Genomic DNA, 13,532 nt, shown 5'->3' with positions numbered 1-13,532 from the left:
CGAAATAATGCTCTGCTCCCGTCCCCGAGTGGCCAGTTAAACGACAGTTGCCCTGCTTGACCTTCACCGGTTGACTGAAGCACCAGAAGTCCACCGTCAGGTTGATCGCGCTCAGCTTTTGACGCTCCTGCATCCCCGCTGTTAGTGTCCGCCCTCCTTCCCCGCAGATACCTGCCAGGTGCGACTTAGCCGCAATGCATCACCCCAGGGACAACAGATCATTCTCAAAATGAACGGAGTTCAGCGCGTGCTTTTCACCCTACGCTTGCAACGCCTTACCAGCCTTTCGGTGATCGCCGCCGCCCTCAGCCTCGGCGCCTGCCACAACGCCAGCAGCCCCGATTTGCCGCCCGCCCCGGAGCTGGGTTCGGGCTATCGCACCGACATGCACGTACGCCACGCCGAGCGCCATATGGCAGCGGCAGCCAACCCGCTGGCGGCCGAAGCCGGGCGAAGCATCCTGCGCCAGGGTGGCTCGGCCATCGATGCGGCCATCGCCATGCAGGCGGTGCTGACGCTGGTGGAGCCGCAGTCCTCGGGGATCGGCGGTGGCGCATTCATCATGCTGTGGGATGGCAAGCAGGTACGGGCCTATGACGGCCGTGAAACCGCACCGGCCAGCGCCACGCCCGATATGCTGCTCAATGCCGACGGCACACCGATGGCGTTTGCCCAGGCGCAGATCGGGGGCCGTTCGGTCGCCACCCCCGGTGTACTGCGCGCGCTGAAGATGGCCCACGAACAAAGCGGCCGCCTGCCCTGGGCGCAATTGTTTGCGCCAGCGATCCAGCTCTCCGAGCAAGGTTTTGCGATTTCTGCGCGCCTGCACAGCCTGATCGCCGCCGACCGCTACATCAGCCAGTCACCGGACATGGCGGCGTACTTCCTCAACGCCGACGGCAGCCCAAAGGCCACTGGCACCCTGTTGAAAAACCCGGCGCTGGCCAATGTATTCAAACGTATCGCCAAGGAAGGGCCCGACGCGCTTTACCACGGCCCGATCGCCGAGGAGATTGCACGCAAGGTCCAGGGCCATCACAACACTGGCCGCCTTGCGCTGAACGATCTCCAGGCCTACCGCGCCAAAGAGCGTGCGCCGCTGTGCACCGACTACAAGCGCTGGCAGGTATGCGGCATGCCGCCGCCGTCTTCGGGTGGGGTGGCCATTGCGCAGATCCTCGGCACCTTGCAGGCCCTCGAAGCCCGCGACCCGCGCTGGGCCCTGGCGCCGCTCAAACCCGTGAAGACCGCGACTGCCGCTGGCCTGGAACCCTTACCCGAGGCGGTGCATTTGATCGCCGAGGCCGATCGCCTGGCCTACGCCGACCGTGCGCAATATGTGGCCGATCAAGACTTCGTCGCCGTGCCGGTCGCGGGCCTGGTCGCCCCCGGCTATCTGGCCAGCCGCGCGGCATTGATTGGCGAGCGCAGCATGGGCGTAGCCAAGCCCGGCCAACCGGCGGGGGTTCAGGTGGCTTACGCGCCAGATCGCTCGCCACTGCGTATTTCCACCTCGCAAGTGGTCGCTGTAGATGACCTGGGCGGCGCGGTGTCGATGACCACCACCATCGAAGCCGCGTTCGGCTCCCACGTGATGGTCCAGGGCTTCCTGCTGAATAATCAGATGACGGACTTTTCCTTTATCCCCGAAGAAAACGGCCAACCGGTGGCCAACCGAATCGAGCCGGGCAAACGCCCGCGTTCGTCCATGGCGCCGACCCTGGTGTTCGACCGCCAAAGCGGCGAACTGCTGGCCACGGTCGGCTCCCCCGGCGGGTCGCAGATCATCGAATACGTGAGCAAATCCCTGGTGGGCATGCTCGACTGGAACCTCGACCCGCAAGCCGCCATCAGCCTGCCCAACTTCGGTAGCCGCAACGGCGCGACCGAGCTGGAACGAGGGCTGTTCAGCGCGCAATTGAAAGCGGCACTCAAGGACCGCGGGCACGCCTTGAGCGAGATCGATATGACCAGCGGCACCCAGGCCATCGTGCGAGTGCGCGATGCCCAGGGCAAGGCGACGTGGAGTGGCGGCGCGGATCCGCGGCGTGAGGGCGAGGCGCTGGGGGATTGAGAGCCAGCCCCCTAGCCACAGTCCTTGGTCCGTCCCTTAGCGGCTGATCCTCAAGCCCTTGCGCGCCGTGTGCCGTTCCAGCGCCAGCTCGATCAGGCGGCTGACCAGTTCGCTATAGCTCATCCCCGCCGCCTGCCACAACTTGGGGTACATGCTGATGCGGGTGAAGCCGGGCAGTGAGTTGACTTCGTTGATCAGGACTTCACCGTCTTCACACAGGAACACATCCACCCGCGCCAGCCCGGCGCAGCCCAGCACTTCAAACGCCTCGACGGCCAGGGCCCGGATGCGCTCGCTGGCCTCGACGCTGATGTCGGCCGGCACCAGCACTTGCGCGGCCTGGTCGTCGATGTATTTGCTGTCGTAGGAATAGAAGCCGTCGCGGACCACGATCTCGCCACAACCGCTGGCAACCGGACGCTCATTGCCCAGTACCGCGCATTCGATCTCCCGGCCTTTGACGGCGGATTCCACCAACACTTTTTCATCGAAGCCCAACGCCAGCTCAACAGCGGCCAGATACTCGGCTTCATTAGCGACTTTGCTCACGCCCACGGAGGAGCCTTGGTTGGCAGGCTTGACGAACAGCGGCAAACCGAGCTTTTGCCGGGCCTGGTCGAAGGTTGTGCGCGCCGCGTTGCCACGGTTGAGGGTGATAAAGGGCGCCACGGCAATGCCGGCATCGCGCAGCAGGCGTTTGCTGATGTCCTTGTCCATGCACACCGCCGAGCCCAGCACATCGGACCCCACGAACGGCAGGTCTGCCATGCGCAGCAAACCTTGCAGGCAACCGTCTTCGCCAAGGGTGCCGTGGACAATCGGGAAGATCACATCGACATGTTCCAGCAGGCCCTGCCCCGAGGTTTCCACCAGTTGCTGGCTGGCCTTGCCTGGCACTACCGCCAGTTCGCGGTTGGACTGGTTGAGGGCGATCAGCGCAGGGTTTTCCTGGTTGAGCAGGAAGTTCGAGGTGTCATTGAGGTGCCAGTGGCCAGCCTTGTCGATGCCAATCAGCACCGGCTCGAAGCGCGTCCGGTCGAGGGCGTCGACGATGTTGCGTGCCGACTGCAACGACACTTCGTGCTCGGCCGAACGGCCACCAAAAATAATCCCTACCCGCAACTGACTCATGACCCGGCCTCACTGTAGAAAGTAAGGCTTATTACCACGGGCCGTCAGCGCTTCGCCAGCGTTGCGACCGCGCACAATCGTACAAGACCCCGGCAGACAGCCGCCCCAGACTCAGTTAACGTAACTCCATCCGACATCTTTCGAAAACATTCCATGGGCAAACTCACCGCGAATATCGACTGGCTGCACCGCGCGCCCCATGGCAGCGGCCTGGAGCGGATCGAAGCGTATTTTTCCGGGTTTGGCTTCGACCCTCATCGCCACGATACCTACGCCATTGGCCACACTTTGTTCGGTGTGCAGAGCTTTCATTATCGCGGCAGCCAGACCCACAGCCTGCCAGGCACGACCATGGTGATTCATCCCGATGAGGTCCACGATGGCTGGGCCGGCAGCGATGAGGGCTTCAAGTACCGGATGATTTATGTAGAGCCGGCGCTGATCCAGCAGGTTCTCGGCGGCAAACCGTTGCCTTTTATCCACAACGGACTGTCCAACGACCCGTGGCTGCACCGGGCCTGCCAGGCCTTTGTGCAGCAACTCGATTGCCCGCTGGACCCGATGCAGGAGCAGGACGCATTGTTCGACCTGGCCCACGCACTGAACAACGCATCGGGTATCAGCGCCAACCGCAAGACCTTTGACTACCAGGCCGCCGAGCGGGCCCGGGAATTCATCCACAGCGCCTTGGGGCGCAGCATCACCCTGGACGAGATGGCCGCACACTGCGGGCGGGATCGCTGGGCCTTGTCGCGGGACTTTCGCCTATTGTTCGGCACCAGCCCCTACCGCTACCTGACCATGCGCCGCCTGGATCTGGTGCGCAACCTGCTGGGCCAGGGCCAGTCATTGGTGGATGCGGCGCTGATCGCCGGTTTCACCGACCAGAGCCACATGACGCGACAATTTCGCAGCACCTTCGGTATCCCACCGTCACGCTGGGTGAAGATGCTCGGCCGCTAACCTGTAGGAGCGAGCTTGCTCGCGAAAAACCTGAGAACGCCACGTTTATCCAGGATAAACGCAGTGCAGTTAAGCTCTTCGCGAGCAAGCTCGCTCCTACACAAATCCTAAGCCACCTCCAGAACCGGTCCGGGCCGCGATGACCTCAGTCGCAATGCCACCAGCGCTCCCACCAACGCGATGCCCGCGCTCCACCACAATGCCAACTCAATCCCCTGGGCTTGAGCCGCGCCCGTCGCGCCACCGGCGTTGGCCAGCGACACCAGCACCGCCAACCCCAGCGCGCCGCCGATCTGTTGCGTGGTCGAGGCCATGCCCGCCGCCACGCCCTGCTCTCCCGGCTTGACGCCAAGGCCTGCGGCCACCCACATCGCGGTCCAGGTCATGCCCTGGCCAAGGCTCAAGATAAAGATCCCCGGCAGCAACGACCAGAACCCTACCCCTGTGGGCAACGCCAGGCACACCAGGGCAATCCCCAGCGCCCCCGCCAACTGGCCGCTGACCAGCGTGTTGCGCAAGCCGATCTTGACCAGCGCGCGCTCGGCCAGCCAGATGCCCAGGGTGCACACCAGTGTCGCCGGCAAGAACGCCAGCCCCGCCTGCAGCACGCTGTAGCCGTAGACTTGCTGGTAGTACAGCGCGAGGAAGTAGTACTGCACGCCGAAGCTGCTCATAAAGACAGCGGTCAGCACCATCGCCATGCGTAACTCGCGGTAACCCAGCAGGCGCAGTGGCATCAACGGGTCACGGCCACGGTGCTCGATCCAGGCGAACAGCCCGAGCAAGGCCAGCGCCAGCAACATGCAGCCCAGGGTCGCGGGTGCCGCCCAGCCCCATTCAGGCCCCTGCACCAGGGCGAACACCAGCAGGGTGCCGCCGACGGTAACGGTCAACGCGCCACTCACATCAAAACTGCGACCCCGGCTGCGCTCGCCATCGGCGGGGATCCAGTAGCGCGCCGCCAGCGCACAGCCGCCTGCCAAGGGCACGTTGACCAGAAACACCGCCTCCCAGCCCCACCATTGGGTCAGCACGCCGCCCAACAACGCACCCAACGCCAACCCGGCGGCCGACGCCGCACTCCACACCGCAAAGGCCCGGTTGCGCTGCGGCCCTTGCGCATAGTGCGTGTTGATCAACGCCAAGGTCGCCGGAAACAGCAGCGCACCGCCCACCCCTTGTACGGCGCGCGCCAGCACCAGCAGCAACGCGCTGCCGCCCAGTACCGCCGCCAACGATGACAGCGCGTACATCGACTGGCCCACCCGGTACATACGGCGTTTGCCCAGCAGGTCCGTGGCCCGGCCACCGAGCAATAGAAAACCGCCAAACGCCACGGTGTACGCGCTGACCACCCACTGCAACTGTTGGGCAGAAAAGCCCAGGTGGCTGCCGATCTGCGGCAAGGCGACAAACACAATGGTCGCGTCCAGGGCGATGATCAGTTGGGCCGTGGCCAGCAACATCAGCATCCAGCCCGAGGGACGACTTGAGGGAAGGGCGGGCATCACAACATCCTGCGCGAAAAAGAGTGCGGCCAGTGTCTTTCATGCCCAGCAGATGATAAATAGCCATATCACTCTTTCAGTTATGACTTTAATCATGGATCTGAACGCCGTTCGCTTGCTGGTTCGCGTCGCCGAAACCCGCAGTTTCACCCGCGCCGCCGGGGATCTGGGGCTTACCCAATCAGGTTTGTCGCGCGCCATTTCACGCCTTGAAGCCGAGCTGGGCGTGCGCCTGCTGCAACGCAACACCCGCAGCGTCAGCCTGACCCCGGATGGGCAAATGCTGTATGAACGCAGCGCACCGTTGCTGGCCGAGCTGGCCGAAACCGAAAAGCTGCTGCTCGACCGTCGCAGCACGCCCTCGGGTTTACTGAAAATCAGCACCCCGTCGCTGTTCGGGCGCAAAGTGGTGATGCCGGTGATTGGTGAGCTGACCCTACGCTACCCCGAGTTGCGCATCGAAGCGGTGATGACCGACCGTCTGGTGGATATCGTCGATGAGGGTTTCGACGCCCTGCTGCGTACCGGCGAGATCCAGGACCAGCGCCTGATCGCCCGGGCCTTGACGCCCCTGCGCTGGGTGACCGTCGCCTCCCCCGCCTACCTGGCGCGCTTTGGCACCCCGCAAACCGTCGAAGAATTGCACGACCATAGCTGCCTGACCGTGCGCAATCTGCGCAGCGGGCGGATGGTGGACTGGCAGTTCATGCTCGACGGCAAGGTGCGCGATGTCAGCGTCGAAGGGCGGCTGATCTTCGACATTGGCGATGCCCTGGTGGACGGCGCGGTGGGCGGCTTCGGGATTGCCCAGGTGATGGACTTTGCCGTGCGCGACGACCTCGCTGCCGGGCGCCTGGTGCCGATCCTGGAAAGCTTCGCCGGGCGCAGCCGCGCAATATCCCTGGTGTATCCACCCTCGCGCCAATACTCGCCGAAGCTGATCGCCTTTGCCGACGCATTGGCACAGGCGCAATGGTAGGCAGCGCTTGAATCCAGCGGCCCGATTGTGAGAAGAAAGAATGCGCGGCCACCACCAAGAGGTTTTCCAGGGATGAACCTGACATTGACGCCCCCACAATGGGATGACGTGAACGAATTACTGGCGTTCGAGCTGGCCAATCGGGACTTTTTCGAAAGTTGGATCAATGCCCGCCCCGAAGCGTACTACAGCGTCGAAGGCGTACAGCGCGCCATCGAGAGCGCACTGCTGGAGGCCAGCGAAGACCGCGCCTATCAGTATCTGATCCGCGAAAACGGCGTGCTGGTGGGGCGGATCAACTTTACCCAAGTGCGCCGCCGCTACTATCACTCGGCGTCCCTGGGCTACCGCATGGGGGCCCAGTTCACCGGGCGTGGCCTGGCACGACAGGCCGTGGCGCTGGGCCTGCAAAAAGCCTTTGGCGAGCATGCCCTCAAGCGCATCGAAGCCACCGTACGCCCGCAGAACCCGGGCTCGCTGCGGGTGTTGCAGCGCAACGGTTTTACCCAGTACGGGCATTCACGCAAGGCGTTCCTGCTCGATGGACAATGGTTCGACCTGCTGCTGTTCGAGGTTCATGCCCCCTGATTGGCCGGCCTTGAGTCTAGGTGGACAACTGGTTGGCAAACTGGCCCACCGCACTGACCACTTTCTGCGCGCCGTCCTGGATCTCGACGATCACCGTGCCCGCCTCTGCCGCCAGCGACAAACCCTGCTCGGCCTGCAACCGGCCATCGGTCATCAGCGCCACGGCATCGCGGGCCATGTCCTGGTTCTGGCGCACCACGCCGACGATTTCTTCCGTGGCTTTGCTGGTACGCGAGGCCAACTGGCGCACTTCATCGGCCACCACCGCAAACCCGCGACCCTGCTCGCCGGCACGGGCCGCTTCAATCGCGGCGTTGAGCGCCAGCAGGTTGGTCTGCTCGGCAATCCCGCTGATGGTCTTGACGATAGTGCCAATCACCTGGGACTGGGCGTTGAGCGCCTCGATGCCCTCGCCGGCCTGTTCCATGTGCTTGGCCAAGTCGCGCATCACCTCCACCGCCTGGGTGACCACAGCGGTACCGCGCTGGGCACTGCTGTCGGTGTGCAATGAGGTGCTGTAGGCAATGTTGGCGGCCTCGGCCACCGCGCGTTCCTGATTGATCTGGTCGGTGATTACCGTGGCGAACTTGACCACTTTGTACAGCCGGTCGTTGGCGTCCAGCACCGGGTTATAGGAGGCTTCCAGCCAGACTTCGCGGCCATGGGCATCCACGCGCTTGAAGCGGCCGGCGACAAACTCACCGCTGTTCAAGCGTTTCCAGAAGGCCTGGTAGTCAGCGCTGTTGTAATCCTGGGGCTCACAGAACATACGGTGATGTTTGCCCTGGATCTGCGCCAGGCTGTAACCCATGCCCTGCAGGAAACGCTCGTTGGCGCCTAGCACATTGCCATTGAGGTCGAACTCGATCACCGCCGTGGAGCGCACCAGCGCGGTGATCAGGTTTTCATGCTCACGGGACGCCTCAATGGTGCGGGTCAGGTCGCTGGAGTACACCGAAAACCGCTTGATGCGCCCGTCCGCGCTCCGCACCGGCTGCACGATGGAGCGCAACCACGCTTCCTTGCCATTGCCGCGCAGCAGGCGCACGGTGCCGGCAAAGTGTTCGCCACGGCTCAAGGCGTTGGCAAAGCGCTGCTGGAATTCGTCGCGCTTCACATGCTCCGGCACAAACCCATGGATGGCATGGCCCAGCAGGTCGCTGGACTTGTAGAACATTTCGTCGAGGAAGTTCTGATTGACCGACTCGATCCGGCCCTCAGGGTCGAGGCTCAATGCCAGCATCTCGCTCTCCAGGCTTTCCTTGACCTGCTGCAGGCTGGACAGTTCTTCGCGAAGAGCGGACAGCTCCTGCTTCAAGCGGGTATTGAACATGGGGAACACCGGAGGGCAGTCATAGTGGATTGTCTAACCATCGGCGCTGCCGGCGTTTTCTGAAGAGGGCTTGAGCCCCCTGATACAATTATTTTTTCAGTGCCTCAACTTCCGTTATTACGGCACAAGCCCAAGACCTGATACTCAAGGGTCTTGAGCTGACCGCTGGAATCTTCATAGGTCATGCGCGAGGGCACCACCTTGCAGGTTCGCACCGGCGGCGTGACATTCACCACCCGCGCGATATCCAGCTTCATCCCGTAGCGATAAGCCTGCACTTCAGGCACCGGCTTGCCCTGCGCGGTGGCATAGCGCGCCATGGCCTCCTGGTTTTTTTGCATCAACTGCGCCATGGCGCGGTCCCCGCCACCTTCGGCCATCGCCCCCATGGACAGAGAAAAAACCACCACGCCCAGGGCTCGTGTCAAATGCTTCATTAAAGTGTCCTCGTCTGATTTCAAGTCGTTGAAAGTTCAGGATCGAGGGTAACTAACGCTTCCTGTCAGGAGCTTCACGGGCGGATTACGTATCCGTCATAAACCGTTGAACTGGCAAAATTGTAATGTGCAGGCCACCTCGGCGTTATCCGCTGTTTGCAACTATGAGCCGGGCTCCCCGCATCAGGGATAGCTCTCCAATAAGAACGCCCCAGGCGACTAAAAAGCTCATAGCTGCCAACACCGAGGAGCGATACATGCGTACTAACCGCACACTTTCCCTTTCCATCATCGCAGCACTGGCCAGCGCAACACCGCTGGCGGGCATGGCCGCAGAAGATAAACCCGAGGGGTTTATCGAAGGCAGTACGCTGAACGTACTGGCGCGCAACTTTTACTTCAATCGCGATGACCGCAAAGGCCAGTCAAGCCCGACCGGAAACGGCTATTCAGAAGCCTGGGCCCAGGGCCTGATCGGCAAGTTCGAATCCGGGTTCACCCAGGGCACCGTGGGGTTCGGTCTGGATGCGTTTGCGATGTATGGCCTCAAGCTCGATTCCGGCACCGGGCGCAGCGGCGGCCGGGGTTCATTCGACATGTTGCCGGTAGACAGCGACAACCGTCCCGAAGACGACTACAGCAAGCTCGGCGGTGCAGTAAAAATGCGTTTGCTGGACACGGTGGTCAAAGTCGGCGACGTCTTCCCGCAAACCCCGGTGGTGCACTACGGCGACTCACGCCTGCTGCCGGAAAGCTTTCGTGGTGTGACCCTGGAAAACACCAGCCTGGAAGGCCTGACCTTGCAAGGTGGACGCTTGCACGCCATGAGCCAGCCAACCCAAAGCGGCATGCGTGAGGGTTTTGCGACGTTTTACGCAGGCAATGTGAACGCGCCCTGGGTCGGTTACTTCGGCGGCGACTACCAGGCCAATCAGCATTGGAGCCTGAGCCTCTACAGCAGCCGCCTCAAGGACGCGTGGGATCAGTACTACTTCGGTACAGCGGTCAATTATCCGCTGACGGACGAGGTGGCGATGTTTGCCGGTTTCAACTATTACAACGCCCAGGACGAGGGTAAGCGGTTGCTGGGCGAGCTCAACAACAATATCTGGAGTGCCAAGCTTGGGGTGAAGGTCGGCGCCCATCGCCTGGCGCTGTCCCACCAGCGCAACAACGGCAACGATGACTTCGATTACCTGCGCCAGTCCGACTCGATCTTCCTCGACAATTCGATCCAATACAGCGACTTCAACTCGCCCAAGGAACGTTCGTGGGCCTTGCGGTATGACCTGGACATGCAGACCCTGGGCATCCCCGGCCTGTCGTTCATGACCCGCTATGGCAAGGGCACCGGCGCTGACTACAGCAACGCCAACTCGGTGTATATGCGTCGCGACGCCTTGGGTGACCCACTCACCGACCAGCGCCGCTGGGAGCGCGATATCGAGGCCAAGTACGTGTTCCAGGGCGGCAGCCTGAAAGACCTGTCGATACGCATTCGCCAGGCGACGGTACGCTCCAGCGCCTTTGAATCGGACCTGGAAGAATTGCGACTGATCATGGAATACCCGCTGGCCATCCTCTGATAACACTCAACGGCAAGTGCTTACATTCACTTGCCGTTGACTAGCACTTCTTCACAATTTGCAGCCTGTCAGAACTGTAATATGCGCCTCACGTTCTCGTTAAGTTGCCCTTCATATACTGCCTGCCTCGACCGACCGCGAACTAACGGCACGGGTCTTTTGCGGAGAAAGTTAATGAAGCCACTGCACATTTTATTCAGCGTTTTAATCAGTGCTGCCTCCACCGCAGCCCTGGCCGATGACGGCGGTGATCGCTCCCGCCAGTGGCTGGCCGAGTTTCGCCAGCAGCAGCAACAGATCCACGGCAGCCAAGCCGTGGCCGAGCAAAATCCAGCGCCCTCGGATACATCGGCCCCCACGGCCATCTGAGCGGCGCCCCCCGAGCACATTCATCTCTTGAAGCTTTTTTTGTGGAGCTCCTTTGGAAGGAGATGAATTTTTAGCGCCCTCACGGGCGCTTTTTTTTGCCCGCTCGATGCCATCCAACGCCGCCCTTGACCCTGAAGCTACTTCAAGGCTCAGAATTTTCCTACTTTGTGGACTACAGCCGTTATCCCGTGTAGCTCCCTTCGCCTATTCGCTTATCAGTAAGAGGTCAATCTGCATGCGTATCCTTGTTGTTGAGGACGAGCCAAAAACTGCCGACTACTTGCATCAAGGCTTGAGTGAGAGTGGTTATGTCGTCGATTGCGCCGCCAGCGGCATCGACGGCCTGCACCTGGCCGGCCAGCACCGCTATGAACTGGTGATCCTCGACGTCAACCTGCCCGGCCAGGACGGCTGGCAGGTGCTGCAACAGTTGCGCCGCGACAACACCTTGCGGGTGATGATGCTCACCGCCCGTGGCCGCCTGGCCGATAAGATCAAAGGCCTGGACATGGGCGCCGATGACTATCTGGTAAAGCCTTTCGAATTTCCCGAGTTGCTGGCCAGGGTGCGCTCGTTGCTGCGGCGCAGTGAGCCGATTGCGTTGCCGGAAATATTGCGCGTCGCCGACCTGGAGCTGGACCCACGTCGCCACCGGGCATACCGGGGTACGCGGCGCATTGACCTGACCACCAAGGAGTTTGCGCTGTTGCAGGTATTGATGCGCCAGAGTGGCGAGGTGCTGACGCGCACACAGATTATCTCGCTGGTCTGGGACATGAACTTCGACTGCGACACCAATGTGGTAGAGGTCTCGATCAGCCGGCTGCGGGCCAAGGTCGATGACCAGAGCGAGGTCAAGTTGATCCACACCATTCGTGGCGTGGGCTACGTACTGGAAACACGCCAATGAGAACCGGCAGTCTATCCATGCGCCTGGGGCTCACCGTCAGCCTGATGGGCGCCGGCCTGGTGCTGTTGCTGGCGAGCCTGGCGTACCTGGCCCTCACCCATGAGCTGGAAAACCTCGCGCGCAAGGGCCTGGAAAGCAAGATGGAGCAGATCCAGCACAGCCTGCTGCAAGACCTCAACACCCGCGACATCAGTGCCCGGCCCCATTCACTGCTGGACCTGGTGATGGGCCATGACAACTTCTACCTGACCATCATCGGCCCCGCGCCCGCCAATGCGGTGTTGCTGAGCGTCGGTGCCCGGCCCCAGGAGCCCTTGCTGCTGGACTTTGCTGCGAGGCAAACCCTGGGGTTTCTGAACTGGACCGATGGCCGTGATAACCAGATCCTCAGCGCATCGAGCCTGATGCGCCTGCACACCGGGGAGAACGTGCGGGTGTTGCTGTCCCTGGATCGTTCCGACGATCAGGCACTGCTCAGTGCCTACCTGCAATCCACGGTCATCGCCCTGCCGCTGTTGTTGATCCTGATTGGCATGGGTGCGTGGTGGCTGGTGCAGCGCGGGCTCGCGCCGTTGCAGCAATTCAGCCGCGTCGCCGCCAAAGTCACTACCCAGGACCTGAGCCATCGCCTGGCCGTCGACAACCTGCCCAGGGAACTCAACGAACTGGCGCGGGGCATCAATGTAATGCTCGATCGGCTGGATGCCGGTGTGCAGCAGTTGTCGCAATTTTCCGACGACCTGGCCCACGAACTGCGCGCGCCCTTGACCAACCTGATGGGCAAGGCCCAGGTGACCTTGTCCCGTGCCCGGGCGCCCGACGAGTACAAATCGGCTCTGGAATCCAGCACCGAAGAACTGGACCGCTTGGCGCGGATCGTCGCCGACATGCTGTTTCTGGCCCAGGTCAGCCATCCGGCGGCGCGGGCTTCGTTTACCGCAGTGAACCTGCGCGATGAAGCGCTACGGGTCATGGAGCTGTTTGCGTTGAGCGCCGAAGACAAAGCGTTGAAGCTGAGCCAGGCGGGCGACGCCTGGGTCCTGGGTGATCGGCTGATGATTCAACGGGCCATTTCCAACCTGCTGTCCAACGCAATCCGCCATAGCCCGCACGGCTCTAGAATTTCATTGCAGGTCGACACCCACCACCAGCGTGTATCGCTGACCGTCAGCAACCCGGGCACGGGAATTGAAGCGCAACACCTGCCGCACCTGTTCGAGCGTTTTTACCGCGCCGACAACAGCCGCGCCCGCACCGAAGGCGGCACCGGGCTGGGGCTGGCGATCGTGCGCTCGATCATGAGCCTGCACCAGGGCCAGGCCGAGGCCAACTGCGTGCCGGGCGACGTGACCCAGTTCCGGCTGATATTCCCCACCCTGTCCGCCACCCCGCAAGTCCCGTAGCTACCGACTCCCTTACCGCACTCAGCAGTCTTATTGCCGCAAACGGGCTTGCTATGGCAAGCAGGTTCGTCGTGGAGAACGGTCTTGTCGTGGCGAGCGGCCTTGTCGTGGCGAGCGGGCTTGCCCCGCGCTGGGCTGCGCAGCAGCCCCAACAAGCCACCCCAGTTACCCCTGACACACCGAGCAAGCAGGTTTTAGGGCGGCTTCGCCACCCAACGGGGGACAAGCCCCCTCTCCACAACAAGCCCTCT

11 protein-coding genes and 2 pseudogenes are annotated in these 13,532 nt (G+C 62.3%); 8 read left to right on the top strand and 5 right to left on the bottom strand.

Annotated elements, in window-relative coordinates; genetic code table 11:
- Positions 1–229: 229 nt before the first annotated feature.
- Complete coding sequence (gene ggt, locus GDV60_RS05050; protein WP_159906471.1) at positions 230–2,074, top strand: gamma-glutamyltransferase; 1,845 nt, start codon at positions 230–232, stop codon at positions 2,072–2,074.
- A gap of 36 nt (positions 2,075–2,110) precedes the next feature.
- Here ggt and ddlA read toward each other — a convergent pair whose 3' ends face one another.
- Positions 2,111–3,205 (bottom strand): D-alanine--D-alanine ligase, encoded by a 1,095-nt coding sequence (ddlA, locus tag GDV60_RS05045; RefSeq protein ID WP_159906470.1) that lies wholly within the window; start codon positions 3,203–3,205, stop codon positions 2,111–2,113.
- 153 nt (positions 3,206–3,358) lie between these two features.
- On the opposite strand from ddlA, the gene GDV60_RS05040 reads away from it, so the two are divergent.
- A complete protein-coding gene (locus GDV60_RS05040; RefSeq protein WP_070996734.1) occupies positions 3,359–4,168 on the top strand; it encodes an AraC family transcriptional regulator in 810 nt (269 codons plus the stop codon).
- A gap of 107 nt (positions 4,169–4,275) precedes the next feature.
- Here GDV60_RS05040 and GDV60_RS05035 read toward each other — a convergent pair whose 3' ends face one another.
- On the bottom strand, positions 4,276–5,640 hold the full coding sequence (locus GDV60_RS05035; RefSeq protein ID WP_371923821.1) for an MFS transporter: 1,365 nt from the start codon (positions 5,638–5,640) through the stop codon (positions 4,276–4,278).
- A 130-nt stretch (positions 5,641–5,770) separates the two neighbouring features.
- On the opposite strand from GDV60_RS05035, the gene GDV60_RS05030 reads away from it, so the two are divergent.
- Both GDV60_RS05030 and GDV60_RS05025 read left to right on the top strand, forming a co-directional pair.
- Entirely contained in the window at positions 5,771–6,655 is an 885-nt protein-coding gene (locus tag GDV60_RS05030) for a LysR family transcriptional regulator (RefSeq protein ID WP_092233447.1), read from the top strand.
- A gap of 72 nt (positions 6,656–6,727) precedes the next feature.
- Positions 6,728–7,243 (top strand): GNAT family N-acetyltransferase, encoded by a 516-nt coding sequence (locus tag GDV60_RS05025; protein WP_029295784.1) that lies wholly within the window; start codon positions 6,728–6,730, stop codon positions 7,241–7,243.
- Between the two features lie 16 nt (positions 7,244–7,259).
- On the opposite strand, the pseudogene GDV60_RS27060 reads toward GDV60_RS05025, so the two are convergent.
- The 3 genes and pseudogenes from GDV60_RS27060 to GDV60_RS05015 form a co-directional block, all read right to left on the bottom strand.
- Positions 7,260–7,688, bottom strand: a pseudogene (locus GDV60_RS27060) (methyl-accepting chemotaxis protein); the annotation flags it as partial.
- Between the two features lie 111 nt (positions 7,689–7,799).
- Positions 7,800–8,486, bottom strand: a pseudogene (locus GDV60_RS27055) (PAS domain-containing protein); the annotation flags it as partial.
- 194 nt (positions 8,487–8,680) lie between these two features.
- Positions 8,681–9,013, bottom strand: a complete 333-nt coding sequence (locus GDV60_RS05015; protein ID WP_029295788.1) for a DUF2790 domain-containing protein — start codon at positions 9,011–9,013, stop codon at positions 8,681–8,683.
- Positions 9,014–9,270: 257 nt separating this feature from the next.
- On the opposite strand from GDV60_RS05015, the gene GDV60_RS05010 reads away from it, so the two are divergent.
- The 4 genes from GDV60_RS05010 to GDV60_RS04995 all read left to right on the top strand — a co-directional run bounded on the left by GDV60_RS05010 (position 9,271) and on the right by GDV60_RS04995 (position 13,281).
- Positions 9,271–10,599 carry an OprD family porin gene (locus GDV60_RS05010; RefSeq protein ID WP_104911585.1) on the top strand — a complete coding sequence of 443 codons (1,329 nt, stop codon included), beginning with the start codon at positions 9,271–9,273 and terminating at the stop codon, positions 10,597–10,599.
- Positions 10,600–10,773: 174 nt separating this feature from the next.
- A complete protein-coding gene (locus GDV60_RS05005) occupies positions 10,774–10,968 on the top strand; it encodes a hypothetical protein (RefSeq protein WP_029295793.1) in 195 nt (64 codons plus the stop codon).
- A 235-nt stretch (positions 10,969–11,203) separates the two neighbouring features.
- Positions 11,204–11,878 carry a heavy metal response regulator transcription factor gene (locus GDV60_RS05000; protein WP_029295795.1) on the top strand — a complete coding sequence of 225 codons (675 nt, stop codon included), beginning with the start codon at positions 11,204–11,206 and terminating at the stop codon, positions 11,876–11,878.
- Positions 11,875–13,281, top strand: coding sequence for a heavy metal sensor histidine kinase (locus tag GDV60_RS04995; protein WP_159906468.1), 1,407 nt, complete (start codon positions 11,875–11,877; stop codon positions 13,279–13,281). The genes GDV60_RS05000 and GDV60_RS04995 overlap by 4 nt, the downstream gene beginning before the upstream one ends.
- Positions 13,282–13,532 lie beyond the last annotated feature (251 nt).

The sequence above is a fragment of the Pseudomonas sp. DTU12.1 genome (assembly GCF_009873475.1).
GTDB lineage: Bacteria > Pseudomonadota > Gammaproteobacteria > Pseudomonadales > Pseudomonadaceae > Aquipseudomonas > Aquipseudomonas proteolytica.
Note: the sequence above shows the minus strand (reverse complement) of the source record. Positions and strands in the feature narration are given on the sequence as shown.